The sequence below is a fragment of the Thermomonas sp. S9 genome, from assembly GCF_024704365.1.
GTDB lineage: Bacteria > Pseudomonadota > Gammaproteobacteria > Xanthomonadales > Xanthomonadaceae > Thermomonas.
This window is the reverse complement of the sequence record NZ_JAJDFY010000001.1, coordinates 1,271,926-1,298,257: the sequence shown is the minus strand read 5'-3', so window position 1 is coordinate 1,298,257 and position 26,332 is coordinate 1,271,926. Positions and strand designations below refer to the sequence as shown.

Annotated in this window: 19 protein-coding genes, 1 tRNA gene and 6 pseudogenes; 16 read left to right on the top strand and 10 right to left on the bottom strand. The window is 71.5% G+C overall.

The genetic code is table 11. The features are described 5' to 3' along the window. Nucleotides 1–96: 96 nt before the first annotated feature. The 6 genes and pseudogenes from epmA to LJB71_RS06430 all read right to left on the bottom strand — a co-directional run bounded on the left by epmA (nucleotide 97) and on the right by LJB71_RS06430 (nucleotide 8,491). Nucleotides 97–1,083 (bottom strand): EF-P lysine aminoacylase EpmA, encoded by a 987-nt coding sequence (epmA, locus tag LJB71_RS06455; protein WP_259303528.1) that lies wholly within the window; start codon nucleotides 1,081–1,083, stop codon nucleotides 97–99. Next, a pseudogene (gene ligA / locus LJB71_RS06450) lies at nucleotides 1,080–3,421 on the bottom strand (NAD-dependent DNA ligase LigA). The gene epmA and the pseudogene ligA overlap by 4 nt, the downstream one beginning before the upstream one ends. A 64-nt stretch (nucleotides 3,422–3,485) precedes the next feature. Further along, nucleotides 3,486–4,202, bottom strand: a complete 717-nt coding sequence (gene zipA, locus LJB71_RS06445) for a cell division protein ZipA (protein WP_259303527.1) — start codon at nucleotides 4,200–4,202, stop codon at nucleotides 3,486–3,488. Nucleotides 4,203–4,248: 46 nt separating this feature from the next. Next, nucleotides 4,249–7,752, bottom strand: a complete 3,504-nt coding sequence (gene smc / locus LJB71_RS06440; protein WP_259303526.1) for a chromosome segregation protein SMC — start codon at nucleotides 7,750–7,752, stop codon at nucleotides 4,249–4,251. 131 nt (nucleotides 7,753–7,883) lie between these two features. Further along, on the bottom strand, nucleotides 7,884–8,195 hold the full coding sequence (locus LJB71_RS06435) for a BolA family protein (protein ID WP_259303525.1): 312 nt from the start codon (nucleotides 8,193–8,195) through the stop codon (nucleotides 7,884–7,886). Continuing rightward, nucleotides 8,192–8,491 carry a YciI family protein gene (locus tag LJB71_RS06430; RefSeq protein WP_259303524.1) on the bottom strand — a complete coding sequence of 100 codons (300 nt, stop codon included), beginning with the start codon at nucleotides 8,489–8,491 and terminating at the stop codon, nucleotides 8,192–8,194. Before LJB71_RS06430 ends, LJB71_RS06435 begins: the two co-directional genes overlap by 4 nt. A 315-nt stretch (nucleotides 8,492–8,806) precedes the next feature. Between LJB71_RS06430 and LJB71_RS06425 the strand changes: the two genes are divergently transcribed. From LJB71_RS06425 to LJB71_RS06405, 5 genes and pseudogenes are all read left to right on the top strand, one after another. Continuing rightward, nucleotides 8,807–9,721 (top strand): ScpA family protein, encoded by a 915-nt coding sequence (locus LJB71_RS06425; protein WP_310649401.1) that lies wholly within the window; start codon nucleotides 8,807–8,809, stop codon nucleotides 9,719–9,721. Nucleotides 9,722–9,726: 5 nt separating this feature from the next. Continuing rightward, nucleotides 9,727–10,275 (top strand): annotated as a pseudogene (gene scpB, locus LJB71_RS06420) (SMC-Scp complex subunit ScpB); the annotation flags it as partial. Nucleotides 10,276–10,445: 170 nt separating this feature from the next. Next, a pseudogene (gene rluB / locus LJB71_RS06415) lies at nucleotides 10,446–11,964 on the top strand (23S rRNA pseudouridine(2605) synthase RluB). A gap of 4 nt (nucleotides 11,965–11,968) precedes the next feature. Then, nucleotides 11,969–12,346, top strand: coding sequence for a hypothetical protein (locus tag LJB71_RS06410; protein WP_259303523.1), 378 nt, complete (start codon nucleotides 11,969–11,971; stop codon nucleotides 12,344–12,346). A 132-nt stretch (nucleotides 12,347–12,478) separates the two neighbouring features. Then, nucleotides 12,479–13,354 (top strand): pirin family protein, encoded by an 876-nt coding sequence (locus LJB71_RS06405; protein ID WP_259303522.1) that lies wholly within the window; start codon nucleotides 12,479–12,481, stop codon nucleotides 13,352–13,354. A gap of 409 nt (nucleotides 13,355–13,763) precedes the next feature. Here the strand turns inward: LJB71_RS06405 and tpx are convergent, their stop codons facing one another. The 4 genes from tpx to LJB71_RS06385 all read right to left on the bottom strand — a co-directional run bounded on the left by tpx (nucleotide 13,764) and on the right by LJB71_RS06385 (nucleotide 17,806). Continuing rightward, nucleotides 13,764–14,264: a thiol peroxidase gene (tpx, locus tag LJB71_RS06400; RefSeq protein ID WP_259303521.1), complete on the bottom strand. Its 501-nt coding sequence runs from the start codon at nucleotides 14,262–14,264 to the stop codon at nucleotides 13,764–13,766. A gap of 149 nt (nucleotides 14,265–14,413) precedes the next feature. Further along, nucleotides 14,414–15,232, bottom strand: coding sequence for an amidohydrolase (locus LJB71_RS06395; protein WP_259303520.1), 819 nt, complete (start codon nucleotides 15,230–15,232; stop codon nucleotides 14,414–14,416). Between the two features lie 69 nt (nucleotides 15,233–15,301). Next, nucleotides 15,302–16,636: a peptide-methionine (S)-S-oxide reductase MsrA gene (gene msrA, locus LJB71_RS06390; RefSeq protein WP_259303519.1), complete on the bottom strand. Its 1,335-nt coding sequence runs from the start codon at nucleotides 16,634–16,636 to the stop codon at nucleotides 15,302–15,304. Between the two features lie 21 nt (nucleotides 16,637–16,657). Next, nucleotides 16,658–17,806: a pyridoxal phosphate-dependent aminotransferase gene (locus LJB71_RS06385; RefSeq protein WP_259303518.1), complete on the bottom strand. Its 1,149-nt coding sequence runs from the start codon at nucleotides 17,804–17,806 to the stop codon at nucleotides 16,658–16,660. A 123-nt stretch (nucleotides 17,807–17,929) separates the two neighbouring features. Between LJB71_RS06385 and ccmA the strand changes: the two genes are divergently transcribed. From ccmA to LJB71_RS06330, 11 genes and pseudogenes are all read left to right on the top strand, one after another. Continuing rightward, nucleotides 17,930–18,595: a heme ABC exporter ATP-binding protein CcmA gene (ccmA, locus tag LJB71_RS06380; RefSeq protein WP_259303517.1), complete on the top strand. Its 666-nt coding sequence runs from the start codon at nucleotides 17,930–17,932 to the stop codon at nucleotides 18,593–18,595. Next, nucleotides 18,592–19,263: a heme exporter protein CcmB gene (ccmB, locus tag LJB71_RS06375; RefSeq protein ID WP_259303516.1), complete on the top strand. Its 672-nt coding sequence runs from the start codon at nucleotides 18,592–18,594 to the stop codon at nucleotides 19,261–19,263. Before ccmA ends, ccmB begins: the two co-directional genes overlap by 4 nt. Nucleotides 19,264–19,437: 174 nt before the next feature. Continuing rightward, nucleotides 19,438–20,193, top strand: coding sequence for a heme ABC transporter permease (locus LJB71_RS06370; RefSeq protein ID WP_259304755.1), 756 nt, complete (start codon nucleotides 19,438–19,440; stop codon nucleotides 20,191–20,193). Continuing rightward, nucleotides 20,190–20,354 (top strand): heme exporter protein CcmD, encoded by a 165-nt coding sequence (ccmD, locus tag LJB71_RS06365; RefSeq protein WP_259303515.1) that lies wholly within the window; start codon nucleotides 20,190–20,192, stop codon nucleotides 20,352–20,354. The genes LJB71_RS06370 and ccmD overlap by 4 nt, the downstream gene beginning before the upstream one ends. Continuing rightward, the gene (gene ccmE / locus LJB71_RS06360) at nucleotides 20,351–20,839 is read left to right on the top strand and encodes a cytochrome c maturation protein CcmE (protein ID WP_259303514.1); all 489 of its coding nucleotides are present in this window, start codon (nucleotides 20,351–20,353) and stop codon (nucleotides 20,837–20,839) included. The genes ccmD and ccmE overlap by 4 nt, the downstream gene beginning before the upstream one ends. Beyond that, nucleotides 20,839–22,760 (top strand): annotated as a pseudogene (locus LJB71_RS06355) (heme lyase CcmF/NrfE family subunit). The gene ccmE and the pseudogene LJB71_RS06355 overlap by 1 nt, the downstream one beginning before the upstream one ends. Beyond that, entirely contained in the window at nucleotides 22,757–23,302 is a 546-nt protein-coding gene (locus LJB71_RS06350; protein WP_259303513.1) for a DsbE family thiol:disulfide interchange protein, read from the top strand. The pseudogene LJB71_RS06355 and the gene LJB71_RS06350 overlap by 4 nt, the downstream one beginning before the upstream one ends. Next, nucleotides 23,299–23,740 (top strand): annotated as a pseudogene (locus tag LJB71_RS06345) (cytochrome c-type biogenesis protein). Before LJB71_RS06350 ends, LJB71_RS06345 begins: the two are co-directional and overlap by 4 nt. After that, nucleotides 23,740–24,735: a tetratricopeptide repeat protein gene (locus tag LJB71_RS06340; protein WP_259303512.1), complete on the top strand. Its 996-nt coding sequence runs from the start codon at nucleotides 23,740–23,742 to the stop codon at nucleotides 24,733–24,735. The pseudogene LJB71_RS06345 and the gene LJB71_RS06340 overlap by 1 nt, the downstream one beginning before the upstream one ends. 141 nt (nucleotides 24,736–24,876) lie before the next feature. Beyond that, a pseudogene (locus LJB71_RS06335) lies at nucleotides 24,877–26,028 on the top strand (homoserine O-acetyltransferase). A gap of 30 nt (nucleotides 26,029–26,058) precedes the next feature. After that, nucleotides 26,059–26,145 (top strand) — tRNA-Leu (locus LJB71_RS06330). Nucleotides 26,146–26,332: the final 187 nt, after the last annotated feature.

Sequence of the window (26,332 nt, the reverse complement as noted above, 5' to 3'; positions counted from 1 at the left end):
AATTAACCCTTCCCGAAAATCCCGCGCGGCGCGCCGGCGCGGACACAGGCCATTCAGCGATGCCATTCAGCGATGGGCACCCGCCGGCGCCGAGGCTCATGCCCGGGCGAAATCGAAGGCCAGCACGTCGGCAATGCGGTCGGTCCCGAGCAGCGCCATCAGCAGCCGGTCCACGCCCAGCGCCACTCCCGCGCAGGCCGGCAGCCCGTGTTCCAGCGCCTCGACCAGCGCCGCGTCCAGCGGCACCGCCGGCAGTCCGCGCGCCGCGCGCACGCGGCCGTCGCGTTCGAAGCGGGCGCGCTGCTCGCCGGCATCCAGCAGTTCGTGGTAGCCATTGGCCAGTTCCAGCGGCCCCAGGTACAGCTCGAAGCGTTCGGCCACCGGCGGATCGCCTGCGCGGATGCGCGCCAGCGCCGCCTGCGAGGCGGGCCAGTCGTGCACCGCCAGCAGGGTGTCGGTATCGAATGCCGGCTGCAGGCGGTGGGTCATCAGCAGGTCCAGCCAGTCGTCGCGGGTCAGGCCGTCGGGCGCGATGGCCACGCCGCCCAGCGCATTGCGCAGCATCTCGACATCGTCCAGCAGCGGGTCGAGCCCCAGGCGGTCGCGGTAGAGGTCGCGGAACGTGGTCACCCGCAGGGTTGCGGTGCGCTCCACCAGCGCCAGCGCCTCACGCACCAGCGCCACGGTTTCATCGAGCAGCTGCATGTGATTCCAGCCAACGCGGTACCACTCGAGCAGGGTGAACTCGGGATTGTGGCGAGTGCCGGCTTCGCCGTCGCGGAACACCCGTCCGAGCTCGTAGCAGTCGCCGATGCCGGCCGCCAGCAGGCGCTTGAGCGCGAACTCGGGCGAGGTGCGCAGCCAGCGCGTGCGCGGCGCGCCGTCGGTGCGCCCGGAGAACGCCAGCGCGAACGAGGCGATGTTCGGCTCGGTGTTGCCAGCGCGGGATAGCACTGGCGTTTCGATTTCCAGCACGTCGCGGGCGTGGAAGAACCCGCGCGCCAGCCGGTTGAAGGCGGCGCGCAGGCGCAAGGCGTCCATGCTTGCGGTCGGGCGCCAGTCGAAGCCGTCGGCTCCGCTCATGCGTGCTCCGCCAGAAAGGCCAGCAGCCGGGCCTCGTCCCAGATCGGCACGCCCAGTTCCTCTGCCCTGGCCAGCTTGGAGCCAGCTTCGGCCCCGGCCACCACGAAGCTGGTCTTCTTCGACACGCTGCCGGCGACCTTGGCGCCCAGCGCTTCGAGCTGTTCCTTGAGCTGCCTCGCGACCCATCGCGGCCAGCGTGCCGGTCAGCACCACGGTCTGCCCCTGCAGCGGGCCGGCGGCCGCCGTCGCCTGCGCGGGCAGGCGCGCACGCAGCTCCGCCTGCGCCTGCGCGCTGCGCAGCAGCAGGGCGGCATTGGCCTCCACCTCCAGCCACGCGGCAAGCGCCTCGGCGGTCTCGGCCGGCAGCCCAGCGGTGACCAGCATGTGCACCGGTGCGTCCAGCAGCGCCTGCGGATCGGCGAACGCCGCGCCCAGCTGGGCGGCGCGGATCGCGGTGACCTTCGGGATCTCCAGATCCACCAGCAGCGTCGCCAGATCCAGTCCGTCGCGCAGGCGCGGGTCGGGGGCGTGCGTGTCGCGGATGCGCACGCCGCACGCAAGCAGGCGGTCGATCACCTGCTGGTTGCCGGGCTGGTCGAAGAAATGCCCGATCGAACGCGCCACCTCGCCGCCCACGTCCGGCACGCGCTTGAGCAGCGGCCACGGCAGGTGGCGGATCAGCGCCAGATCGCCGAACCACTGCGCCAGCGCCTTGGCGGTGCTCTCGCCGACCTGCGGAATGCCCAGCGCGTACAGGAACCGCGCCAGGGTGGTGGCGCGGCTGCGGTCGATCGCCGTGATCAGGTTCTCGGCCCATTTGCTGGCGACCTTGCCGGCCTTGACTGTCTCCGGCACGGTGCCATCGCGCTCATCGGCGCGCCGCTTCATCTCCAGCAGGTCGTGCAGCGTCAGCCGGTAGAGGTCGGAAACGTCGCGCAGGTAGCCGAAGTCCACCAGCGATTCGATGTAGCGCTCGCCCAGCCCGTCGATGTCCATCGCCCGCCGCGAGGCGAAATGGAACACCGCCTGCACCCGCTGCGCCGGGCAGCTCAGTTCGCCGGAGCAGCGCCACACCGCGGCGCCCTTCCTCGCGCACCAGCTCCGCGCCGCAGACCGGGCAGTGAATCGGCATCTGCCAGCGGACGGTGCCGGGCGGACGCCGCGCCAGCTCCACCTGCACCACTTCCGGGATGACGTCGCCGGCGCGCCGCACGATCACGGTGTCGCCCGCGCGCACGTCCAGCCGCGCCACATGGTCGGCGTTGTGCAACGTGGCGCGGGTGACGGTGACGCCCCCCACCTGCACCGGACGCATCAGCGCCCACGGAGTCACCGCACCGGTGCGGCCGACGCTGACCTCGATCGACTCCACCACGGTGGGCTGCTCCTGTGCCGGGAACTTGTGCGCGATCGCCCAGCGCGGCGCGCGCGCGACGAAACCCATCTCGCGCTGGCCGGCGTAGTCGTCGAGCTTGTACACCACGCCGTCGATATCGAACGGCAGGCCGTCGCGGGCCGCACCGATGCGGCGGTAGTAGCCCAGCAGCCCGTCCACGCCGTGCACGACGGTGGCAAGGTCGCTGACCGGCAGCCCCCACTCGCGCAGCCGCGCCAGGGTGGCCGAATGGGTGTCCGGCAGCGCGCCGCCCTCGACCTGGCCGATGCCGTAGGCATAGAAGCTCAGCGGCCGCTGCGCGGTCACCGCCGGGTCCTGCTGGCGCAGCGAGCCGGCCGCACCGTTGCGCGGGTTGGCCAGCACCTTGCCGCCGTGCAGGCGTGCGTGTTCGTTCCAGCGTTCGAAGTCGGCGCGCGCCATGTACACCTCGCCGCGCACGTCCAGTACCCGCGGCCAGCCCGCGCCCTGCAGCCGCTGCGGGATGACGGAAATCGTGCGCAGGTTGGCGGTGACATCCTCGCCGGTGGCGCCGTCGCCGCGGGTGGCGCCCTGCACGAACAGCCCGTCCTCGTAGCGCAGGTTGATCGCCAGCCCGTCGAGCTTGGGCTCGGCCGAGAACACCAGGTCCTCGCGCTCCAGCCGCTCCTGGATGCGGCGCACGAAATCGGCCACCTCGGCGTCGCTGAAGGCATTGCCCAGCGACAGCATCGGCACCGCGTGCACCACCGGCGCGAACCGCCCCGAGGGCGCCGCGCCGACCCGCCGGGTGGGGGAATCCGGCGCCGCCAGCTCGGGGTGCGCGCGCTCCAGCGCTTCCAGCTCGCGCACCAGCGCGTCGTATTCGGCGTCGGTGATGTCGGGATCGTCCAGCGCGTGGTAGCGCCGGTTGGCGTCCTCGATGCGCTGGCGGAGATCGGCGATGCGGGCGGCGGTGTCGTTCATGCCGGCGATTGTCGCCTGCCCGGCTGCCCGCCCCAAGCCCCGGGCGGCGCGCCGGATGCGCCGATCACCAGCGGGTGGACTTGCCCAGCGGCGGCGCGGCGTTCTGGCGGTCGTAGGCGCGCAGCTCCTCACGGATGTGCTGGATGCGCTGGCGGCCAAGCGCGTTGCGCTCCTCGTCCAGCACCACCCCGTCCAGCAGGTCGGCCATGCGCTGCGCCGCCGGCTCCATGGTTTCCCACGCATCCAGCGCCGGCACCGGCGCCGGCAGGGTCAGGAAGAAGGCGATCGCCGGGGTTTCCAGCTCAGCGATGCCGGCCATGTCGAAACTGCCGGGTTTGATGATATTGGCCACGCTGAAGATCGGCCCCAGCTCCGGGCGGCCGTCCACCAGGCGGTGGAACACGTCCATGTAGCCGAAGGTGAGGCCGGCCTTTTCCGCCGCCACCACGATGTCGGGGCCGCGCAGCTTGCAGTCGGCCTTGGCCGCCACGTACAGGGTGAGGATGCGGTCGAACTGGTCGCTGTTGCGTTTGCCCGGCAGCTGCCGCTCGGGCGCGGAAAGCGGCAGCTCCTCCTGCGCCACCGCGGCATCGTCCCAGCCGCGATCGCCGGCGCCGTCACCGGCGCTCGCCGCCGGCTCGCCGCGGCCGGGCTCGCGCGGCGGGCGCGGCAGGCGCCGGCCCTGCCCGCCGTTGCGGCTGCGCCCGAAGTAGATGATCGCGCCGAGCAGCAGCGACATCGCCACCGCGATGCCGATCCGCAGCAGGGTCATGTCCGACATTCCGCGTCCTCCAGAACCAGGATCACACCGCCGGCCACCGCCGGCATCAATCGGCGCCCGCCAGGCGGGCGGCTTCGGCCAGATCCACCGAGACCAGGCGCGACACGCCCGGCTCGCGCATGGTGACGCCGGAAAGCTGGCGGGCCGCCTCCATCGTCACCTTGTTGTGGGTCACGATCAGGAACTGTACCTGTTCGCTCATTTCGGTGACCAGCGCGGTGTAGCGGCCGACGTTGGCCTCGTCCAGCGGCGCGTCCACCTCGTCCAGCAGGCAGAACGGCGCCGGATTCAGGCGGAAGATCGCGAACACCAGCGCCACCGCGGTCATCGCCTTTTCACCGCCGGACAGCAGCGAGATGCTGGACACCCGCTTGCCGGGCGGGCGCGCCATGATGGTGACGCCGGCATCCAGCAGGTCGTCGCCGGTCAGCTCCAGGTAGGCGTGGCCGCCGCCGAACAGGCGCGGATAGAGCTCCTGGAAATTGCTGTTGACGCGGTCGTAGGTGTCCTTGAAGCGTCCGCGGGTCTCGCGGTCGATCTTGCGGATCGCCTCCTCCAGGGTCTCCAGCGCGGCGCTGAGGTCGGCGTCCTGCGCGTCCAGGTATTCCTTGCGCTGGGCGGCCTCGGCGTGCTCGGCGATCGCGGCGAGGTTGACCGGCTCCAGCCGCCGCAGGCGCGCGTCCAGTTCGGCCACCGCGCGCTCCCACTGCGCCGCGGCGGCGTCCTCGGGCAGCGCGTTGACCAGGTCCTGCAGTTCGAAGCCGGCTTCGGCGATCGCGGCGGTGAACTGCTCGGCCTTCAGCAGCAGGGCCTGCTGCTCCAGCCGGTGCTGGGAAATCGCCTCGCGCTGCGCCAGCGCCTGCGCGTCGCGCTGCTGGCGTACCTGCTCGTGCTGGCGCAGCTCGGCATCGATGCCTTCCAGCTGCGAGCGCGCCTGCGCCAGCGCGCGCTCCACGCGCACGCGCTCCTCCAGCGCGGACTGGCGCTCGGCCTCCAGCGCCTGCACCGGGGCATCGCCCTCGGCCAGCTGCGCGGCCAGCTCGCCCAGGCGGGCATCCAGCTGGCCGCGCTGGCCGCCCATGCGCTCCAGCGCCTGCGCCAGCGCGACCATCTGCACCCGCTGCGATTCCAGCGCCAGCGCCAGCGCATGCGCGGCCTCGCGCGCCTCGCGGGCGGCGGTGCGCGCGGCTTCGCGCTTGTCGGTGAGGTAGCGGCGTTCGTTCTCGAGGGTCTGACGGGTGGACTCGAGGTTGCCCATGCGCCCCAGCGCATCCTCGATGCGGATGCGCGCTTGCGCCGCCTGTTCCTTGTTGGCTTCCAGCGCCTCCTCGATCTGCGCCAGCTCGGTGTCGATCCGGGCGATCCGGGTGCGCGCGCCGTCCAGCCGGCCCTGCTGGCCCTGCAGCTGGCCGGCCAGTTCCGACACGCCGCGGTGGGCCATGTAGAGCTGGCGCTGCGCGTCCTCGCGCTGCTGCTCGGCGACGAGGTGCGCCTGGCGCAGTTCGGCCGACTGCGCTTCCAGCGCCTGCTCGCGCTGCTGGTGCTGCACGATCGCCGCGCGCAGCGCCTGCAGTTCCTTCTCGCGCAGCAGCGCGCCCTGGGTGGCGGCGCCGGAACGTGCGATCCGCACCCAGCCGGCGCCGAGGCGCTCGCCGCCGCGGGTGATGACCGATTCGCCCTCGCCCAGGGTGGCCTGCAGCGCGCGCGCCTCCGCCAGGGTATCGGCGGCGTGCAGGCGCGCCAGCAGGCGCCGGATCGCGCGCGGGCCCTGCACCCTGGCCGCCAGCGAGGTGGCCGGATAGGTGCTGGCATCGTCCGCGGCCGCCACCAGCGCCAGCCGGCCCTCGCCAAGCTCGCCGAGCGCGTCCACCAGCTGTTCCGGCGCGTCCACCAGCACCGCTTCGATCAGCTGGCCCAGCGCGGCCTCGACCGCGTTCTCCCAGCCCGCCTCCACCCGCAGGCGCTCGCCCACGCGCGCGGCATCCAGCAGGCCCTGCGCCTGCAGCCACTGGCGCGCGGCGCCCTGTTCCTGCCCCAGCGCAGCCGCCTGCAGGGTCTCCAGCGACGCCAGCCGGCCGCGCGCGGCCTGCGCCTGCTTGCGCAATTCGGCCAGCTCGGCCTGGACCTGGCGCTGGCGCTCCTGCACGTCGGCGCTGGCCTGTTTGCGCGCCTCGACCTCGGCCGTCAGCGTTTCCAGCGATTCCTTCTGGGTTTCGTGCTGCAGCTGCAGCTGCTCGAAAGTCTCTGCCAGCGCGTCGAGGTCGAGCCCGGCGCGCTCGTCGCGCAGCTGCTGACGGCGGCGGTCGGCGTCCAGGATCTGGCGGTCGAGCTGCTCGATGCGGATGCGCTCCACCTCGCCGGCGCGCGCGGCGTCGGCCTGGTCGCGGCTGTAGGCGTCCCAGCGCTGCTGCCATTCGGCCAGCCGCGCCTCCACCTCGCGCAGCGCGTCCTGGCGCTGGATGTCCTCGTCCTGCAGGGCCTCCAGCCGCGGCTGCGCCTCGTCCACTGCGGCGCGCAGCGCCTCCAGCTTCTGCTCGTCGCCGCTGATGTGGCCCCCCAGTTCCGCCAGCGCCGCCTGCGCCTCGTCGCGCGCGCGCTGCAGGCGCTGGCCCAGCTCGCGCTGGTGGGCGATCTGCTGCTCGACCCGCGCCAGCACGCCGCCAACCTTGTAGACCTCGGCCTGCGCAGCGTTCAGCGCCGCGCTGGCGGATTCGCGGCGCTCGCGCCCGGCCTCCAGTTCGCTCTCGGCATGCCGCTGCTCGGCGACCAGCTGTTCCAGCCGGGTTTCCTCGCGCGCCAGCTGCTCACGCAGGGCCTGCAGCTGGGCATCCAGCGCGCGGAACTCCAGCGCCCGCCACTGCGCATCCTTGACCTTGCGCTCGGCCTGGATCGCGGTGTATTGCTCCGCCTGGCGCGCCTGCCGGGCCAGATGCTGCAACTGCTTGCCGACTTCCTCGCGCAGGTCGTTGAGGCGGTCGAGGTTCTCGCGGGTATGGCGGATGCGGGTCTCGGTCTCCCTGCGGCGCTCCTTGTACTTGGAGATGCCGGCTGCCTCCTCGAGATAGACGCGCAATTCCTCCGGCTTGGCGTCGATTACCTGGGTGATCATGCCCTGCTCGATGATCGAGTAGCTGCGCGGCCCCAGACCGGTGCCGAGAAACAGATCGGTGATGTCGCGCCGGCGACACTTCGCGCCATTGAGGTAATAAGCGCTCTGGCCGTCGCGGCTCACCGTGCGCTTGACCGAAATCTCGTTGAACGCCGCATATTCGCCGGCGATGGCATGGTCGCTGTTGTCGAAGATCAGCTCGACGCTGGCCTGCGACACCGGCTTGCGGCCCGCGCTGCCGGAGAAGATCACGTCCGCCAGGGAGTCGCCGCGCAGGCGGCTGGCTGCGTTCTCGCCCATCACCCAGCGGATGGCGTCGATGATGTTGGACTTGCCGCATCCGTTCGGACCGACGATACCCGTGAGGTTGGTCGGCAGGTGCAGCGTGGTCGGATCGACGAAGGACTTGAAGCCGGACAGCTTGATGGTGGACAGGCGCATGCGCGTCGGCGAACCTCGGCGGCGCCTGCAGCGCGCCGCTTGCAGAAATTGGACTGGATCGACCCCTAAATGGTTGTTTTATCTAGGGAAACCGTGCGGCACGCGGGTGCCGGACAGCGAGTATAGCGGGGCTAGCCGGCCTCGTCGGGCGGGCGCGCATCGATCGCCAGGGCGTGGATGTCGGTCTGCATCATCGTGCCCAGCGCGGCATACACCATGCGGTGGCGGGCCAGCGGCGGCTTGCCGGCGAACGCCGCGCTGACGATCTCGACCCGGAAGTGTCCCTGCCCGCCGCGCGCGCCGGCATGCCCGGCGTGCTTGTGGCTGTCGTCGTGCACCTTGAGCGCCAGCGGCGCCAGCGCCGCGGTGAGCAGCGCGTGGATGCGCTCCACCCGCGCCGGGTTGAGCCGCGGGATGTCGGCCTCGCTCCAGCCGGCGCTCATGGCAGCACCTTGCGGAACGGCCGCACCTCGACCCGCGCGTACACGCCGGCGGTGACATAGGGATCGGCGTCGGCCCAGGCGCGGGCGTCCTCCAGCGAGGGAAACTCCGCCACCACCAGGCTGCCGGAGAACCCGGCCGGGCCGGGATCCTCGGCGTCGATCGCCGGGCACGGGCCCGCCAGCAGCAGCCGGCCGGCATCGCGCAGCGCCTGCAGCCGCGCCAGATGCGCCGGGCGCGCGGCCAGCCGCTGCGCCAGCACGTCCTGCCCGTCGTAGCCTTCGATCGCGTACCACATGCCACTGCCTCCATGAACCGGAGCCGGCATTGTAGTGGTGCCCAGTGGACAGCCGCGCCGGCAGCCCGTACCCTTGATCCATCGTGTTCGGCCCGATCCTGCGGCCCGCGCGGCCAGCCGGCTCCCCACGCCGCCCCGCGCCCGCCGATCCGGCCTTCCCGCCACTTGTTCCGATGCCGTCCCGCGCGGGCCGCAGGCGTGCAGGCATGGCGGATTGCAGCAAGCGCGACACGCCCGGCCGCACCCCGGCCTGCAAGCTTCCGATGATCCGATCCTGAAGATCCATGCTGTGGCCCGGAGGGGGCCGCAAACCCGATGACCGCCGAATCCCGCGTCGCCGCCGTGGCCGACGCCCCCGCGCAAAACCCGGATCCGCGCCCCCAGCAGCAGGAAATGCCGCTGGCGGTGGTGCTCGGCCAGCCGGTGCTGCAGATCCCGCAGGACCTGTACATCCCGCCGGATGCGCTGGAGGTCATCCTCGACGCGTTCGAGGGCCCGCTGGACCTGCTGCTGTACCTGATCCGCCGGCAGAACCTGGACATCCTCGACATCCCGGTCGCCGAGATCACCCGACAGTACGTGGACTACATCCAGGCCATGCACGAGCTGCGCTTCGAGCTGGCCGCCGAGTACCTGGTCATGGCCGCGATCCTGGCCGAAATCAAGTCGCGGATGCTGCTGCCGCGCCCGCCCAGCGAAGAGGGCGTGGAGGAGGACCCGCGCGCCGACCTGGTGCGCCGGCTGCAGGAATACGAGCGCTACAAGAAGGCCGCCGAGGATCTGGACACCCTGCCGCGGCTGGAGCGCGACACCAGCGTGGCCTCGGCCCACGTGCCCGAACGCGCGGCCGTGCGCCTGCCGCCGCCGGTGGACATGCGCGAGCTGCTGCTGGCCCTGCACGACGTGCTCAAGCGCGCCGAACTGCAGGGCAAGCACGCGATCAAGCGCGAGACCCTGAGCGTGCGCCAGCGCATGGGCGAGCTGCTGGAGCGGCTGGCCGACGGCGCGTTCCACCGCTTCGAGGCGCTGTTCTCCCCGGAGGAAGGGCGGCTGGGCGTGGTGGTGACCTTCCTCGGCCTGCTGACCCTGGCCAAGGAGCAGCTGCTGGACATCGTGCAGGAAGGGCCGCTGGCGCCGATCTACGTGAAATCGCTGGCCACCGGCGAAGGCGCGCCGGCGGTCTCCGAGCTGCCGGATGAATTCGAGGACGCAACCGAGCCGAACGCATGACCGAGATCGACCAGACCCTCGTCAACCGCATCGTCGAAGCCGCGCTGCTGGCCTCCAGCCAGCCGCTGGCCCTGGTCCAGCTCAAGGGCCTGTTCCCGCTCGACGAGCCGGCGCCGGAAGGCAGCGTGGAGGCCGCGCTGGAGCAGCTGCGCGCCGACTGCGACGGGCGCGGGGTGGAACTGGTGGAGGTGGCCAGCGGCTGGCGCTTCCAGGTCAAGGCCGACGTCCACCCGTGGGTGGCGCGGCTGTGGACCGAGCGCCAGACCAAGTACACCCGCGCCACCCTGGAGACGCTGGCGCTGATCGCCTACCGTCAGCCGATCACCCGCGGCGAGATCGAGCAGATCCGCGGCGTCACCGTCAACAGCAGCATCATCAAGGCGCTGGAAGAGCGCGACTGGATCCGCGTGGTCGGCCACCGCGACGTGCCCGGCAAGCCCGAACTGCTGGCCACCACCAAGACCTTCCTCGACTACTTCGGCCTGAAGCGGCTGGATGAACTGCCGCCGCTGTCGGAACTGCGCGACATCGGCGAACTCGAACCGCAGCTGCCGTTCGCGCCGGCGATCCCCGCCGGCGCGGAAGCCGGGCCGGGGCCGATTCCCGACCCGGAGCCAGCGGCACCGGACCAGCCGGAAACAGGAATCGACGCTGATCCCACTTCCCCCACTTTCGAAGACCCCCCATGGAGGCGAGGCGGACGCCGCATCGTCGGAGCACACAGATGAGCAATAAGGAACACGCCCGCCGCCCGCTGAGCCTCAAGCGCGGCGCCCCCGTCGCCGAAGCGCCGCGCATCAGCGAGCGCCTGCACAAGGTGCTGGCGCAGGCCGGCCTCGGTTCACGCCGGGCGCTGGAGCAACGCATCGCCGATGGCCTGGTGAAGGTCAACGGCGAGGTCGCGCAGACCGGGATGAGCATCACCGGCGGCGACAAGATCGAGATCGACGGCCGCACCTTCGTGGCTACCGCGCTGACCGACCCGCCGCGGGTGCTGATGTACAACAAGCCGGAAGGCGAGGTCACCACCCGCGAGGACCCCGAGGGCCGCCCGACCATCTTCGATTCCCTGCCCGCGCTCAAGGGCGCGCGCTGGATCGCGATCGGCCGCCTCGACATCAACACCACCGGCCTGCTGCTGCTCACCACCGACGGCGAGCTGGCCAACGCGATGATGCATCCCAGCCACGAGGTCGAACGCGAATACGTCTGCCGGGTGCGCGCGCCGGAGGGCGAAGAAACGGTGTCGGACAAGATCGTCGACCGCCTCGCCCGCGGCGTGGCGCTGGAGGACGGCCCGGCCAGGTTCGACGAGATCGAGCGTATCAGCGGCCAGGGCGCCGGCGAAGGCAGCCACGACTGGTTCCGGGTGCTGCTGAAGGAAGGCCGCAACCGCGAGGTGCGCCGGCTGTGGGAATCGCAGGGCTGCCAGGTCAGCCGCCTCAAGCGCATCCGCTACGGCCAGGTGCGCCTGCCGCAGCCGCTGCTGCGCGGGCAGTCGCAGGAGCTGCCGCAGGCCGAGGTCGAGGCGCTGCGCAAGGCGGTCGGGCTGGAAGACGGCACACCGTCCGCGCTGACGCTGATGCCGGTACTGGGCCAGCGCAAGGCGGGCAAGACCGTGGTCGCCGGCAACGCACGCGGCCACGGCTACGTGGGCGGCCACACCACTGCCGATGAAGGCCGCGAGCTGCGCCGCTTCGACCAGTTCCGCGAGGAGCGTGGCCGCCGCGCCGCGCCGCGCAAGGCCGGCGGCCTGACTGTCACCGGCGAGATGGCCGCGCAGCAGCGCGACAAGCGCCTGAAGGTGAAGGGCCCGCGCCAGCCCGGTCAACGCATGAAGCCAGGCGAGCAGCGCGGCGAGAACCCGGCGGCGATGCGCACCTGGTACGTGCCGGACGGGGTGGACACCGGCCCGGCCGGCCACCGCAATCCCGGCCAGCGTGGGCCGAAGAAGTTCGGCGGCAAGCCGCGGACACCGGGCAGCGGCTTCGGTGGCGCAGGCGAGGCCCGTCCGCAGCGCGCGCCCAAGCCCTACGGCCATCCGGGCAACGCCCCGCACTTCCCCCTCCGACCACGCCCACGGCGGCGGCTTCAACCCCTACGGCGCCGCGTCGCAGCGGCCCCGCGGCGGCAAGCCCGGCGGTGGCGGCCGCCCGGGCGGCAACGCCGGCCCGCGTGGCCCGCGTCCGGCCGGCGGCAAGCCCGGCGGTGGCCACCGCGGCCCGCGCGGCGGGAATCGCTGAGGCCATGTCCGCCCTGCTGCTCGGTCTGTGGCTGGCCGCCGCGCAGGCGGCCCCGGCCGATCTCGATTACATCGACGCCAAGCGCCTCGCCGATGCCGACGAGGCCAGTGTGACCGGGCCGGCGCACGCGGCGATGCTGGCCGCGCAGCAGTCGCTGCTGAATGCCGGAGTGGTGGACTGCGCCCTGGGCCGGCCGCAGACCGACTTCACCGCGTTCACCATCGTCATGCGCCTGGATGCCGAGGGCCGCGTGCAGCAGACCTGGCGCCAGGGCAGCTCGCCGCTGGCGATCTGCCTGCAGCGCTACGTGCGCGACAAGACCGTGTTCGTGCCGCCGAAGGCGCCGTTTTACAGCGCGCTGGAGATCAGCTTCACCAGGTGATTGCAGACAGGCGCGCGGCAGGGCGACATGGATGCAACGATCCGTCGCCGCGCGATGGAATTGAACGCCGCCGCCGCCCGCCCCATCCTGCATGGCCTACCCGCCGGCCCGCGCCGCCACAGGAGTCCCGCCATGCGCAAGCAGATCCTCGGCATCACCAGCGCCCCCGGCCGCCACTGGGTCGGCAACGGCTTCCCCGTGCATGGGATGTTCGGCTACAGCGGCCCCGGGGTGGCAACGCGCAGCCCGTTCCTGCTGCTGGACTATGCGGCCCCCACCCGCTTCGAACCGACCACCGAGCGCCGCGGCGTCGGCCAGCACCCGCACCGCGGGTTCGAGACCGTGACCATCGTGTACGCGGGCGAAGTGGAGCACCGCGACTCCGCCGGCAACGGCGGCGTGATCGGCCCGGGCGACGTACAGTGGATGACCGCCGCCGGCGGCATCCTGCACGAGGAGTTCCACTCCGCCGCTTACGCGGCAAAGGGCGGGCCGTTCGAGATGGTGCAGCTGTGGGTGAACCTGCCTGCCAGACACAAACTCGGCCCACCCGGCTATCAGAGCATCCTGGACGCGCAGATCCCGGCGGTCGCACTGGCGGACGGCGCCGGCAGCGCGCGCATCATCGCCGGCGAATACGCGGGCCAGCGGCGCGGCCCTGCGCGCACCTTCACCCCGATGAACGTGTGGGATCTGCGCCTGGCCGCCGGCAAGACGGTGGAACTGCCGCAGCCGGAGGGCTGGACCACGCTGCTGGTGGTGCTGGACGGCACCATCCAGCTGAACGGCACGCAGGTGCTGCGCCCGGCGCAGATGGCCACGCTGTCCACCGCGGGCACCGGCGTCACGATCGAGACCAGCGGCGATGCCAAGCTGCTGCTGCTCGCCGGCGAGCCGATCGACGAGCCGGTGGTCGGCTACGGCCCGTTCGTGATGAACAGCCAGCAGGAAATCCTGCAGGCCATCGCGGATTTCAACAGCGACCGTTTCGGCACCCTCGCCTCCTGACGCTCCACGGCCGCGCGGGTTGCGGCTTGGCGTTGGTGCTGGTGTCCAAGCCCGTTCGTGGTGAGCCTGTCGAACCACGGGCGGGCCCGCCGCCCCGTTCATCCTTCGACAGGCTCAGGACGAACGGGTGGACGCGGAAGCGGATTCGTCATCCGAGCACGCTGCGGCGAGTTCACGAACGCCGGCTCGATGCGCACGCCGCGAGCCCGTTATTGGCGCATCTCGAAAGCCCGTTCGTGCTGAGCCTGTCGAACCACGGGCGGGCCCGCCGCCCCGTTCATCCTTCGACAGGCTCAGGACGAACGGGTGGACGGGCCATTGCAGGCGACGGGCCTCAGGGTGGACAAGGCATCGCAGGCAAACGACGAACGGACCGAAGGGCCGCGAACGGGGAAACCCCGCCCCGGCGTCAGCCCAGTGCGGCCAGCGCGGCGGCGTAGTCCGGTTCCTGGGTGATCTCCGGCACCAGCTGGACGTAGCGCACGGTGTCGTCGGCATCCAGCACGACCACCGCGCGCGCGGCCAGCCCGGCCAGCGGGCCATCCTCCAGCGCCACGCCGTAGTCGCGCAGGAACGCGCCGCCGCGCAGGGTGGACAGCATCACCACGTTGTCGATGCCCTCCGCGCCGCAGAAGCGCGCCTGCGCGAACGGCAGGTCGGCGGAGATGCACAGTACGACGGTATCGGCCAGCTTGGCGGCGTCCTGGTTGAAATGGCGCACCGACGCGGCGCACACGCCGGTATCCACGCTCGGGAAGATGTTGAGCAGCTTGCGCTTGCCGGCGAAGTCGGTGAGCGAGCGATCGGACAGGTCGGTACCGACCAGGGTGAACGCCGGGGCCTTGCTGCCGACGGCCGGAAGCTGGCCGCCGACGCGGACCGGGTTGCCTTTCAGGGTGACGCTGGACATGTGGGACTCCTGGGGGTTGGCGGGGAATGGAAAGGACCGCTCCGGACGCATGGCCGCGGGCGTCTGGATTGGAGACGGTAGCGGCATGCTAACGGCATCCGGGTTTCCGCTACGTGCAGGGTCGCCCGCGTGGATGCAGCGCGCCCGGCTCAAGCGCGCAGATCGAACCCATCGGCGTCCTGCAGCGCCGGGAAGCGCTGGCGGTGCGCCAGCAGCTCGGCCGCCTGCAACGTGGTGGTGACCACCACCGGCTCGTCCATGCATTCGCTGACCGGCTGGCCGAGGAAGTCGATCACTGCACTGTTGCCGCTGTAGTGCAGGCCATTGCCGTCGCTGCCGACCCGGTTCACGCCGACGACGAAGCACAGGTTCTCGATCGCGCGCGCACGCAGCAGGGTCTGCCAGGCATAGGCGCGCGGCGACGGCCAGTTGGCGACGTACAGCGCGAGGTCGTAGTCGGCCAGGCCGGCGCGCGCCGGGTCGAAGCGGTTGCGCGAGAACACCGGGAATCGCAGGTCGTAGCAGACCTGCAGCAGGATCCGCCAGCGCTTCCACTCCACCACCACGCGCTCGCGCCCGGGCGCGTAGCGCTCGTGTTCGCAGGCGAAGGTGAACAGATGGCGCTTGTCGTAATGCGCAAGCTTGCCGTCCGGAGTGGCAAACAACAGCCGGTTGAACACACCCTGCGGCGTGCGGATCTGCACGCTGCCGGCGATCGCCGCATCCAGCGCCGCCGCCTGCGCGCGCAGCCAGGCCACGGTCGGGCCGTCCATGCCTTCGGCATTGGCGATGGCCTCGTTCGAGAAGCCGCTGGTGAAGGTCTCCGGCAGCACCACCAGGTCGGTGAGGCCATGCAGCGGCGCGATCAGCGCACCGTAATAGGCGCGGTTGGCGTCCGGGTCGTGCCAGCGTGTCTCGCCCTGGACGAGCGAGACACGCAGATCGGAAAGCGATGGTGCGGTGCGCATGACGGGGCTCGGCGCGTAGAAGGACAGTGCCGGATTGTTCCACCTGCGCGCGTGGAAGGAAATCCGCGCTCAGGCCTTGGGCGGATCCGGCACGAACTTCAGCACGTTGCCGTTGATGCAGTAGCGCTTGCCGGTGGGCGGCGGGCCGTCGTCGAACACGTGCCCGAGGTGGATGCCGGAACTGCGGCTGCGCACCTCGATGCGGTGCATGCCGTGGCTGTCGTCGGCCAGGAACTGCAGCGCGCCCGGCAGCGGCTCGAAGAAGCTCGGCCAACCGCAGCTGCTGTCGAACTTGGCATCGCTGCGGAACAGTGCCGCCCCGCTCACCGGGTCGTAATAGGTGCCCGGCCGCGACTCGTACAGGTGCGCGCCGGTGCCGGGCAGCTCGGTGCCGCTGTCAAAGGCGATCCGCTGCTGCTCGGGCGTGAGCAGGTAGAACCCCAGCCACTGCCAGAACTTCTTCGGGTCGCCGGCGTAGCCGGTGAAACGCGCGGTCTCCTTGCCGTGCCCGAACAGTACGATGGTCGGCGTGCCCAGCAGCGGCCCGGCCAGCGTCCAGCCGGTCGGGGCCTGCTGCGCGCGGGTGCGCACGAACGGCACCTCGGCCTTCCAGGTGGAGAGCACATCGGCCTCGAACTTCTCGCAGTACGGGCAGTCCTCGGCCTCGTACACCACCAGCTGGCGATCGGCATGCAGGCTCGCGCCATCCGGCGGCGGGGTGGCGCCGGCCACGGCGTCCAGCCCGAACTTCACCCCGGTGCCGCCCAGCCCGCAGTAGCCATCCGGGTTCTTGACCAGGTAGTCCTGGTGGTAGTCCTCGGCGCGGTTGTAGTGGCGCACCGGCAGGATCTCGGTGGTGATCGGGCCGAAGCCGGCGCGGGCGAGGTTCTTCTGATAGATGTCGCGGCTCTGCTCGGCGACCACCTTTTGCGCCTCGCTCGTGTAGTAGATCGCGCTGCGGTAGTTGCTGCCGATGTCGTTGCCCTGCCCGCCCACCTGGGTGGGGTCGTGGTTCTCCCAGAACGCGGCGAGCAGCGTCATCAGGTCGAGCCGGCGCGGGTCATAGCGCACCCGCACCACCTCGGCGTGGTTGCGGGCATGGCTGCGGCCGAGGCGGATCAGGCGCTCCTCGCGCAGCACGTCTTCGTAGGTCACCTTCGGCGCATCGCCGCCGGCATAGCCCACCTCCACCGCCACCACCCCGGGCACCGCGCGCAGGCGCTTTTCCGCGCCCCAGAAGCAGCCCATGCCGAAATAGATGTCCTGCAGATTGGCCTCGTTCACGGCTTCACCTCCTCGCACGGCTCCCGCCGGCTGCGCCTGCAGCCCACGCCAGCCCCAGATCACCGCCCCGGCGGTCACCAGCAGGGCCAGCAACAGGGCGACGGTTTTCTCGCTGGACATGGCGACCTCCGACGGATGGACTCACAGTTTGGACAGGCGATCCAGCGCAAGGTTCAGGGTTTCGTCGTTCTTGGCGAAACACAGCCGTAGCAGGCGCTGCCCCGGCGGCGGCGCGGCGTAGAACGGCGACAGCGGGATGCCGGTGACACCGTGTTCCACCGTCAGCCAGCGCGCGAACTCCACGTCCGGCAGGCTGCTGACCGCCGAATAGTCCACCAGCTGGAAATAGCCGCCCGGCACCGGCAGCGGCTTCAGGCGGGTGGCTTGCAGCCGTTCGCGGAAGCGGTCGCGCTTGGCCTGGTAGAACGCGCCGAGTGATTCATGGTGCTCCGGCTCGGCCTCGATCATCTCCGCGAACGCATGCTGCGCCGGGTTGAAGCTGCAGAACACGTTGTACTGGTGCACCTTGCGGAACTCGGCCGAGAGTGCGGGCGGCGCGATGCAGTAGCCCAGCTTCCAGCCGGTGCAGTGGTAGGTCTTGCCGAAGCTGGAAATGACGAAGGCGCGTTCGCGCAGCGCTGGATACAGCAGCGCGGATTCGTGGCGGGCGCCGTCGAACACGATGTGCTCGTACACCTCGTCGCTCAGCAGCAGGATGTCGGTGCCGTGCAGGAGATCCTGCAGCGCCTGCATGTCGGCCGCGCTCAGCATCGCGCCCGACGGATTGTGCGGGCTGTTGACCATCAGCAGGCGCGTGCGCGGGGTGATGGCGCTGCGCACCGCGTCCCAGTCGGGGGCGAAGGTGGCCGGGTCCAGCGGCACGTGCACGGCCTTCGCCCCGGCCAGTTCGATCGCCGGCTCGTAGCAGTCGTAGCAGGGGTCGAGGACGATCACTTCCTCGCCGGCGCGCACCACCGCGTGGATCGCGCTGAAGATCGCCTCGGTGGCGCCGCTGGTGACGGTGATCTCGGCGTCGGCATCGGGGCGCCAGCCGTAGCAGCGCTCGGTCTTGGCCGCGATCGCCTGGCGCAGCGCGGGGATGCCGGTCATCGGCGCGTACTGATTGTGGCCGGCCTGCATGGCGCGGCCCAGCGCGTCCACCAGCCGCGCCGGCACCGGGAAATCGGGGAAGCCCTGGCCGAGATTGACCGCGCCGTGTTCGGCCGCCAGCTGCGACATCACGGTGAAGATGGTGGTGCCGACCTTCGGCAGTTTGGTGTCAATGTGCATTGCAATGCCGTGTCAAACGGGCTTGCAAGTGTACGGAATCCCTCCGGGAACGGATGCGTGCGCGGCTGCCCGTTCGTCATGCGGGCAGGCTTCCCATCGGACATCCCGTAGAATCGGCGCCCGATGTCCGCACCCGCCGCCGTCCACGCCAGCCCCCTGCTCGTCGCGCGCGGCCTCGCGTTTTCGCGCGACGAGCTGCCGGTGTTCGGGCCACTGGATTTCGCGGTGGATGCCGGCGAGGCGCTGCTGGTGCAGGGCGGCAACGGTGTCGGCAAGACCACCCTGCTGCGGGTGCTGGCCGGGCTGCTGCACGCGGACTCTGGCGCGGTGGAAATCGCAGGGCGCCCGGCGCGGCCGCAGGCGCGCGCGCGGCACATGGCCTACCTCGGCCATCTGCCCGGCCTGAAGGCCGACCTGTCGGCGCTGCGCAACCTCGACTACCTGTGCGGGCTGCACGGGCGCCGCTCCGGGCTGGGGCTGGAGCAGGCGCTGGCGCTCGTCGGCCTGGCCGGCTTCGAGGATGCCCCGCTGCGCACGCTGTCGGCCGGACAGAAGAAGCGCCTGGGCCTGGCCCGGCTGTGGCTGTCGCCGGCCCCGCTGTGGCTGCTGGACGAGCCATACGCCAACCTCGACCTGGACGGGATCGGGCTGGTCAACCGGATGGTGCAGGCGCATCTGCAGGCCAGCGGCGCGGCGCTGATCACCACCCACGGCGCCTATGCCGCGCCTCCGGTGCGCACCTCCCTGCTGGTGCTGGAAAAGCCGCAGCCCGCGGGAGCGCCGGCATGATGTGGCAGGCCGCGCACGCGCTGGTACTGCGCGACCTGCGCCTGCTGTGGGCGCGCCGCGGCGATGCCCTGCAGCCGGTGCTGTTCGCGCTGCTGACGGTGGTGCTGTTCGCGCTCAGCCTCGGCGGCGAGGCGCGCGCGCTGGCGCCGGTGGCCTCGACGGTGCTGTGGCTGGCGGTGCTGCTGGCCGGGTTGCTGGCGCTGGACAACCTGTTCCGCGGCGATGCCGAGGACGGCTCGCTGGAACAGTGGATGCTGTCCCCGGTGCCGCTGTGGTGGCTGGTGCTGGTGCGCACCCTGATGCACTGGGCCACCACCGCGCTGCCGGTGATCGTGGCGGTGCCGCTGCTGGGCGAACTGCTGTATCTGCCGCGCACGCAGCTGCCGGTGCTGCTGCTCTCGCTGCTGCTGGGCACGCCGATCCTGAGCCTGCTCGGCGCGGTGGTGGCGGCGCTGACCGTGGGCATGCGCCGCGCCGGCATCCTGCTGGCGCTGCTGGCATTGCCGCTATACGTGCCGGTGCTGGTGTTCGGCGCCGGCGCCGTCGCCGCGTCCGCCCAGGGGCTGGATGCGGTCGGCGCGCTGCTGCTGCTGGGCGCCGGGCTGGTGCTGGCGCTGGCGCTGGCACCCGCGACCGCGGCCGCCGCGCTGCGCATCGCCCATTCCTGAACGGGCAACTGCACGGACGGCCGGCGGGCGCACCGCCCTTGCTCCGGATCAAGGTCTGCCCGGTCTGCATCTGCCATGTTGTCGGCACTGGCATGACCGCCCGCGCTGGCGCGGGCTGGTATTCTTGCCTGGATCGTCCGCGGCCCGATGCGCGCCGCTTTCGCACAGGCCACGATGCACCCGCTGATCCGCTGGTTCCACCAACTCGGCTCGCCCCCGACCTTCGACCGCTTCGCCGCGCGCTGGGCGCCGTGGGGCTACGGGCTGGGGCTGCTGGCAATCCTGATCGGCGCCTACGGCGCGCTGTTCCAGGTGCCAGCCGATTACCAGCAGGGCGACAGCTTCCGCATCCTCTACCTCCACGTGCCCGCGGCCTGGATGAGCATGGCGGTGTTCGCGCTGATGGCCCTTTATTCCGCGATCGCGCTCATCTGGCGGATCAAGCTGTGCGAAATCCTGGCGATGGCCTGCGCGCCCAGCGGCGCCGCCTTCACCACGGTGACCCTGGCCACCGGGTCGATCTGGGGCAAGCCGATGTGGGGCACCTGGTGGGACTGGGACCCGCGCCTGACCACCGAGCTGATCCTGCTGTTCCTGTACCTGGGCGTGATCGGCCTGTACGCCGCGATCGACGATCGCCGCAACGCCGCGCGCGCGGCCGGGCTGCTGGCGATCGTCGGCGTCGCGCTGCTGCCGGTGATCCGCTGGTCGGTGGTGTGGTGGAACTCGCTGCACCAGGGCCAGACCATCCGCCTGTTCGGCCCCTCCAGCATGGACGCGAGCATGCTGCCGCCGCTGGTGTGGATGCTGGTCGGCACCAAGCTGTGGTTCCTCGGCGCGCTGCTGGCCCGCGCCCGCGCCGACAACCTGCGCCGCGAGGCCGGCAAGGACTGGGTGGCCCGGCTCGCCGCCACGGGACGGGCCGGATGAGCTACCGCGACTACGTCATCGCCGCCTACGCGGTGTTCGCCGTGTTCCTGCTGTGGGACTTCCTGGTGCCACGGCTGCAGATCCGCGCCGCACTGCGCGCCGTGCGCCGGCGGCTGGCGCGCCAGGCCTCGCCCCCCACTCCGACCGAACTGCACCGATGAACCCCACCCGCAAACGCCGCCTGTGGCTGGTCCTGGCACTGGTCGCCGCCGCCGGCCTCGCCACCGCCCTGGTCGCGCTGGCGCTGCAGCGCAACGTCGCCTACCTCTACACCCCGCACGAAGTGCTGGACGGCAGCGCCGGGCGCGAGGTGCGTGACGGCCGTGCCACCTTCCGGCTCGGCGGCATGGTCGCCGCCGGCTCGTTCAAACGCGCGCCTGGCTCACTGGAAGCGCATTTCGAGGTGGACGACGGCGATGCCCGCCTGCCGGTGGTCTATACCGGCATCCTGCCCGATCTGTTCCGCGAAAAGCAGTCGGTGATCGCCACCGGGCGCATGCGCGGCGACGTGTTCGTGGCCGAGCAGGTGCTGGCCAAGCACGACGAGACCTACATGCCCAAGGAAGTGGCCGACAAGATGGGCGCCGCGCACAGGAAGCACCAGGTGCAGGATGCGCCAGTCACGCCCGCCGGGGGCACGCCCTGATGCTGCCCGAACTGGGGCAGGTGGCGCTGGTGCTGGCGCTGCTGGTGGCCGCGCTGCAGGCGCTGCTGCCGCTGCTGGGCGCGTGGCGCGGCGAGCCGGCGCTGATGGCGGTGGCCCGCCCGGCCGCCTATCTGCAGCTACTGCTGGTGGGACTGGCATTTGTGCTGCTCACGCATGCGTTCGTCACCGCCGATTTTTCGGTGCGCTACGTGGCCGAGAACTCAATTCGCTGCTGCCGCTGATGTACCGCTACACCGCGGTCTGGGGCGCACACGAGGGCTCGCTGCTGCTGTGGGCGCTGGTGCTGGCGCTGTGGACGGCCGCACTGGCGCGCTTCTCCTCGGCGCTGCCGATGCCGGTGGTGGCGCGCGTGCTGGGCGTGATGGGCATCTTGGCGACCGGTTTCCTGGCGTTCCTGATCTTCACCAGCAACCCGTTCGCGCGGCTGCTGCCGATGCCGGTGGACGGCCGCGATCTCAATCCGCTGCTGCAGGACCCGGGGCTGATCGTCCATCCGCCGCTGCTGTACGCCGGCTACGTGGGCTTCTCGGTGCCGTTCGCGTTCGCCATCGCGGCGCTGCTGGAAGGCCGCATCGACGCGCAGTGGCTGCGCTGGAGCCGGCCGTGGACCAACGCCGCCTGGGCCTTCCTGACCGTGGGCATCGCCATCGGCAGCTGGTGGGCCTATTACGAGCTGGGCTGGGGCGGCTGGTGGTTCTGGGACCCGGTGGAGAACGCCAGCTTCATGCCGTGGCTGGCCGGCGCGGCGCTGCTGCATTCGCAGGCGGTGACCGAGAAGCGCGGCAGCTTCGGTGGCTGGACGCTGCTGCTGGCGATCGCCGCGTTCTCGCTGTCGCTGCTGGGCACCTTCCTGGTGCGCTCCGGCGTGCTGACCAGCGTGCACGCGTTCGCGGCCGACCCCGGCCGCGGCCTGTTCGTGCTGATCTTCCTCGGCCTCGTGGTCGGCGGCTCGCTGCTGCTGTACGCGCTGCGCGCGCCCGAGAGTGACGGCAAGCCATTCGCCGCCGCCTCGCGCGAGACCCTGCTGCTCGTCAACAACCTGCTGCTGGCCACGGCCTGCGCGATGGTGCTGCTGGGCACGCTGTATCCACTGCTGGCGGATGCGCTGGAGCTGGGCAAGATCTCGGTCGGGCCGCCGTATTTCGCGGCGATGTTCGTGCTGCTGATGGCGCCGCTGGTGGCGCTGCTGCCGCTGGGCCCGCTGACCCGCTGGCAGCGCGAGGACATGGCCACCCCGCTGCGCCTGCTGGCGCCGTGGGCGGTGCTGGCGCTGATCGTGGGCGTGATCGCGTTCGTGCTGGCCCCGCAGGGCCGCTGGAAGACCGCCGCCGGCCTGCTCGGCGCGGCCTGGGTGGCGGCCGGCACGCTGCGCTTCGTGTGGATGCGGCTGCGCGCCAGCGGCCGCCTGACCCTGGAGATGTGGGGCATGAGCCTGGCCCACCTCGGGATCGCGGTGTTCCTGGTCGGCGCGTTGCTGGTGGAAGGGCTGGGCCAGCAGCGCGAACTGGCGGTGAAGGCCGGCGACCGCGTGACGCTGGGCCGCTATGTCTTCCGCTTCGACGGCATCCGCGCGGCGCAGGGGCCCAACTACAGCTCCGACTACGCCAGCGTGCGGGTGCTGCGGGACGGCCACGCCGTCGCCACCCTGCATCCGGAAAAACGCCGCTACCTGGCCGGCGGTCAGGTGATGACCGAGACCGGGATCGCCTCCGGCGTCCTGGCCGACGTGTACGTTGCGATCGGCGAACCGCTGGGCGGCGATGCCTGGGCGATGCGCCTGTACGTCAAGCCGTTCGTGCGCTGGATCTGGGTCGGCGCGCTGCTGATGGCGCTGGGAGCGGCGGTCACCGCGCTGGACCGCCGCTTCCGCAGTCTTCCGAGAGAGGGAAAAACCGCATGAAAGCGTCGCGCTGGCTACCGCTGGCCCTGTTCGTGCTGCTCGCTGCGCTGCTCGCCGCCGGGGTGTGGATGAGCCGCAAGCCCGACCGCGACGCCCTGCCCTCGCCGCTGATCGGCAAGCCGGCGCCCGAATTCGCGCTGCCGGTGCTGCACGACCCCAGCCAGGTCGTGACGCTCTCGGACCTGCGTGGCCAGCCGTTCCTGCTCAACGTGTGGGGCAGCTGGTGCGTGGAGTGCAGGGTCGAGCATCCGGTGCTGACCCGGTTCGCGGAGAGCAAGCGCGTGCGCGTGGTCGGCTACAACTGGAAGGATGAGCGTAGCGACGCGCTGCGCTGGCTGGAGCAGTTCGGCAACCCGTACATGGTGGTGCTGGCCGACCAGGATGGCCGCACCGCGCTGGACTGGGGCGTGTACGGCGCGCCGGAAACCTTCCTGGTCGATGGCCAGGGCATCGTGCGCTGGAAGCACGTCGGTCCGCTGGACGACGCCATCATCACGCAGGAACTGCTGCCGCTGCTGGCCAAGCTCGAGGCCGGGCGATGATCCGCCACCTGCTCGCCGCCCTGCTGATGCTGGCCGCACTGCCCGCCTTCGCCCAGGCCGGGCAACAGGCCGACGCCGCGCCGCTGCAGTTCCGCGATGCCGCCGAGGAGGCGCGCTTCCACGCGCTGACCGTGCAACTGCGCTGCGTGATGTGCCAGAACCAGTCGCTGGCCGATTCCAACGCGCTGATCGCGCTGCAGCTGCGGCGCGAGGTGCTGGACCTGATGCGGCAGGGCAAAAGCGACGCGGCGATCAAAGAGTATCTGGTGCAGCGCTACGGCGAGTTCGTGCTGTACCGGCCGCCGCTGGAAGGCCGCACCCTGCTGCTGTGGCTCGGCCCGGGGCTGGTGCTGCTGGCCGGCGCCGGGGTCGTGGTCGCGCGGGTGCGCCGCCGCAAAGGGGACCGCGCCCGCCGCCGACGACGGGCAGGAGTGGTGATGGCCGTATTCCTCGCCCTCTCGCTGCTGCTGGGCCTGCTGGTGCTGGCCACCCTGCTGCGGCCGCTGTGGCCACAGGCGCGCGGGGTGGCGCTGGGCATCGGCCTCGTGGTGCTGGCTTCCGCCGCGCTGCTGTACCGCCTGGTGGGCACGCCGCAGGCGCTGGATGCGGCCGTGCGCCAGGCCCCGGCCACGCTGGCGGACGCGGTCGCGCAGCTGCAGGCGGCGCTGGCGCGCGATCCGCAGCGAGTGGAAGGCTGGGCGCTGCTCGGGCAGGCCTACCTGCGGCTGGGCGATCCAGGCAAGGCGCGCGATGCCCTCGCCAGGGCGGCGGCGTTGGCGCCGGATGATCCCGATCTTCTCACCGAAGCGGCGCAGGCGCGGGCGCTGGCAGACCCGGCACATGCCTTCGATGCGCAGGCCATTGCCCTGCTCGAATCGGCGCTGAAGGCGAATCCCGCGCACCAGCGCGCGCGCTGGTTCCTCGGCGTGGCGCAGCGCCAGCGCGGCGAGAATGCGCAGGCGGCCTCCACCTGGGAGCCGCTGCTGGCGCAGGTGGATACCGCCACCGCCGCCAGCCTGCGCAAGGAAATCAATGCCGCCCGCGCGCAGGCCGGTCTGGCACCGCTGGCCGCACCCGCCGCGCCGGCACCACTGCTGTCCGTGAAGGTCTCCCTGGACCCCGCGCTGGCCGCGCGCGTGCGCCTGCAGCCGGACGCCACGGTCTTCGTGATCGCCCGCCAGGCCGGCGGGCCGCCGATGCCGGTGGCGGTGCAGAAGCATCCGGCCAGTGCGCTGCCGCTGGCGGTCCGGCTGGGCGATGCCGACAGCCCGATGCCCACCCTCACGCTGTCGCAGCTGCATGAGGTGGAGCTGGTGGCGCGGCTGTCGGCCAGCGGCCAGGCCATGCGCCAGGACGGCGATCTCGAATCGGCACCGGTGCGGGTGACGCTGCCGGCCGCCCAGCCCATCACGCTGGTGATCGGGGCACGCTGAGGGCGACGCCTACGCGCGAATCCCGCGCCCGGATGCAGGCGGCCGCCGCCGGATCGGCATGCCGGCATGCCGATCCGGCATGTCAATAGGGCCGCCGCTGGGCGATGATGGCGCACCGGTTCCCGTTTGCCGCCGCGTCTCATGGCCGAGTTCATCCCTCCCGGCACCCGCTGGTTCGCGCTGCCATCGCCGTTTCCCATGAAGCGCGGCGGCGCGCTGTACGGCGCGCGCCTGGCCTATGAAACCTGGGGCCAGCTGGACGCGCAGGCCTCCAACGCGATTTTGCTCCTCACCGGCATGTCGCCGGATGCGCACGCCGCCAGCCATGCCGACAACCCGGCGCCGGGCTGGTGGGAATGGATGATCGGCCCGGGCAAGCCGATCGATACCCGCCGCTGGTTCGTGATCTGCATGAACGCGCTCGGCAGCTGCAAAGGCAGCACCGGCCCGGCCTCGGTCGATCCGGCCACCGGCAGGCCGTACCGGCTCGACTTCCCGGCGCTGTCGATCGAGGACGGCGCCGACGCCGCGGCCGCGCTGGTGCGCGGGCTGGGCATCGCGCAGCTGGCCTGCGTGGTCGGCAACTCGATGGGCGGCATGAGCGCGCTGGCGCTGCTGGCGCGCCATCCCGGCATCGCCCGCAGCCACGTCAACATCTGCGGCGCGGCGCGCGCGCTGCCGTTCTCGATCGCGATCCGCTCGCTGCAGCGCGAGGCGATCCGGCTCGATCCCGACTGGCGCGACGGTGACTACGAAGCCGCCGGCACCTATCCGGAGAACGGCATGCGCATGGCGCGCAAGCTGGGCGTCATCACCTACCGCTCGGCGCTGGAATGGGATGGCCGCTTCGGCCGCGTGCGGCTGGACGCGGAGCGCCGGGACGACGACCCGTTCGGGCTGGAGTTCGAAGTCGAACGCTATCTGGAAGGACACGCGCGCCGCTTCGTGCATGCCTTCGACCCCAACAGCTATCTGTACCTGAGCCGCTCGATGGACTGGTTCGACCTCGGCGAAGCCCACGGCGGCGACACCGCGGCCGGGCTGGCCGCGCTCACCGGGGGCGGCAGGCGCTGGTGATCGGGGTGCGGACCGACATCCTGTTCCCGATCCAGCAGCAGGAGGAGATCGCCGCCGGGCTGCGTCAGGCCGGTTGCCAGACGCGTTTTTTTGGCGATGCCCTCGCCACAGGGCCACGACGCCTTCCTGGTGGACGAGACGCGCTTCGCCCCCGCCGTGGCCGGCTTCCTCGCCACCCTGCCCCGCGCCGCCAACGACACCGGCAAGGTGGCCTGACCGCCGCGCTCGGCTATACTCGCCGTCCGCGCCGGAATGGCGGAATCGGTAGACGCAGCGGACTCAAAATCCGCCGCCCTCAAAAGCGTGTGGGTTCGAGTCCCACTTCCGGCACCATGTCCGCGCCATCGGCCTGCACGACGGTCCGGTGCTCCGCCCGCAACCCCGCTCCCGCGGGGTTTTCCGTTTCCGGGGCGGCACGTGCGCCGACACCTCAACGCGCAGCGCCCCCAGCCCCGCCAGGCGTTGCTGGCCTCATTCCCGCAATGGGCGCCACGGCCTGCCCGCGGCCACGCAACGTCAT

Excerpts from the sequence above, each read along its gene's own strand:
- ccmD (WP_259303515.1), top strand. The coding sequence starts at position 20,190 with ATGAGCTACCGCGACTACGTCATCGCCGCCTACGCGGTGTTCGCCGTG.
- LJB71_RS06395 (WP_259303520.1), bottom strand. The coding sequence starts at position 15,232 with ATGCGCACCGCACCATCGCTTTCCGATCTGCGTGTCTCGCTCGTCCAG.
- LJB71_RS06405 (WP_259303522.1), top strand. The coding sequence starts at position 12,479 with ATGCGCAAGCAGATCCTCGGCATCACCAGCGCCCCCGGCCGCCACTGG.
- ccmA (WP_259303517.1), top strand. The coding sequence starts at position 17,930 with ATGTCCGCACCCGCCGCCGTCCACGCCAGCCCCCTGCTCGTCGCGCGC.
- LJB71_RS06370 (WP_259304755.1), top strand. The coding sequence starts at position 19,438 with ATGCACCCGCTGATCCGCTGGTTCCACCAACTCGGCTCGCCCCCGACC.
- smc (WP_259303526.1), bottom strand. The coding sequence starts at position 7,752 with ATGCGCCTGTCCACCATCAAGCTGTCCGGCTTCAAGTCCTTCGTCGAT.
- LJB71_RS06430 (WP_259303524.1), bottom strand. The coding sequence starts at position 8,491 with ATGTGGTACGCGATCGAAGGCTACGACGGGCAGGACGTGCTGGCGCAG.
- LJB71_RS06350 (WP_259303513.1), top strand. The coding sequence starts at position 22,757 with ATGAAAGCGTCGCGCTGGCTACCGCTGGCCCTGTTCGTGCTGCTCGCT.
- LJB71_RS06340 (WP_259303512.1), top strand. The coding sequence starts at position 23,740 with ATGGCCGTATTCCTCGCCCTCTCGCTGCTGCTGGGCCTGCTGGTGCTG.
- LJB71_RS06425 (WP_310649401.1), top strand. The coding sequence starts at position 8,807 with ATGACCGCCGAATCCCGCGTCGCCGCCGTGGCCGACGCCCCCGCGCAA.
- msrA (WP_259303519.1), bottom strand. The coding sequence starts at position 16,636 with ATGTCCAGCGAGAAAACCGTCGCCCTGTTGCTGGCCCTGCTGGTGACC.
- epmA (WP_259303528.1), bottom strand. The coding sequence starts at position 1,083 with ATGAGCGGAGCCGACGGCTTCGACTGGCGCCCGACCGCAAGCATGGAC.
- LJB71_RS06435 (WP_259303525.1), bottom strand. The coding sequence starts at position 8,195 with ATGAGCGCCGGCTGGAGCGAGGCCGACATCCCGCGGCTCAACCCGGCG.
- LJB71_RS06410 (WP_259303523.1), top strand. The coding sequence starts at position 11,969 with ATGTCCGCCCTGCTGCTCGGTCTGTGGCTGGCCGCCGCGCAGGCGGCC.
- LJB71_RS06385 (WP_259303518.1), bottom strand. The coding sequence starts at position 17,806 with ATGCACATTGACACCAAACTGCCGAAGGTCGGCACCACCATCTTCACC.
- ccmB (WP_259303516.1), top strand. The coding sequence starts at position 18,592 with ATGATGTGGCAGGCCGCGCACGCGCTGGTACTGCGCGACCTGCGCCTG.
- tpx (WP_259303521.1), bottom strand. The coding sequence starts at position 14,264 with ATGTCCAGCGTCACCCTGAAAGGCAACCCGGTCCGCGTCGGCGGCCAG.
- zipA (WP_259303527.1), bottom strand. The coding sequence starts at position 4,202 with ATGTCGGACATGACCCTGCTGCGGATCGGCATCGCGGTGGCGATGTCG.
- ccmE (WP_259303514.1), top strand. The coding sequence starts at position 20,351 with ATGAACCCCACCCGCAAACGCCGCCTGTGGCTGGTCCTGGCACTGGTC.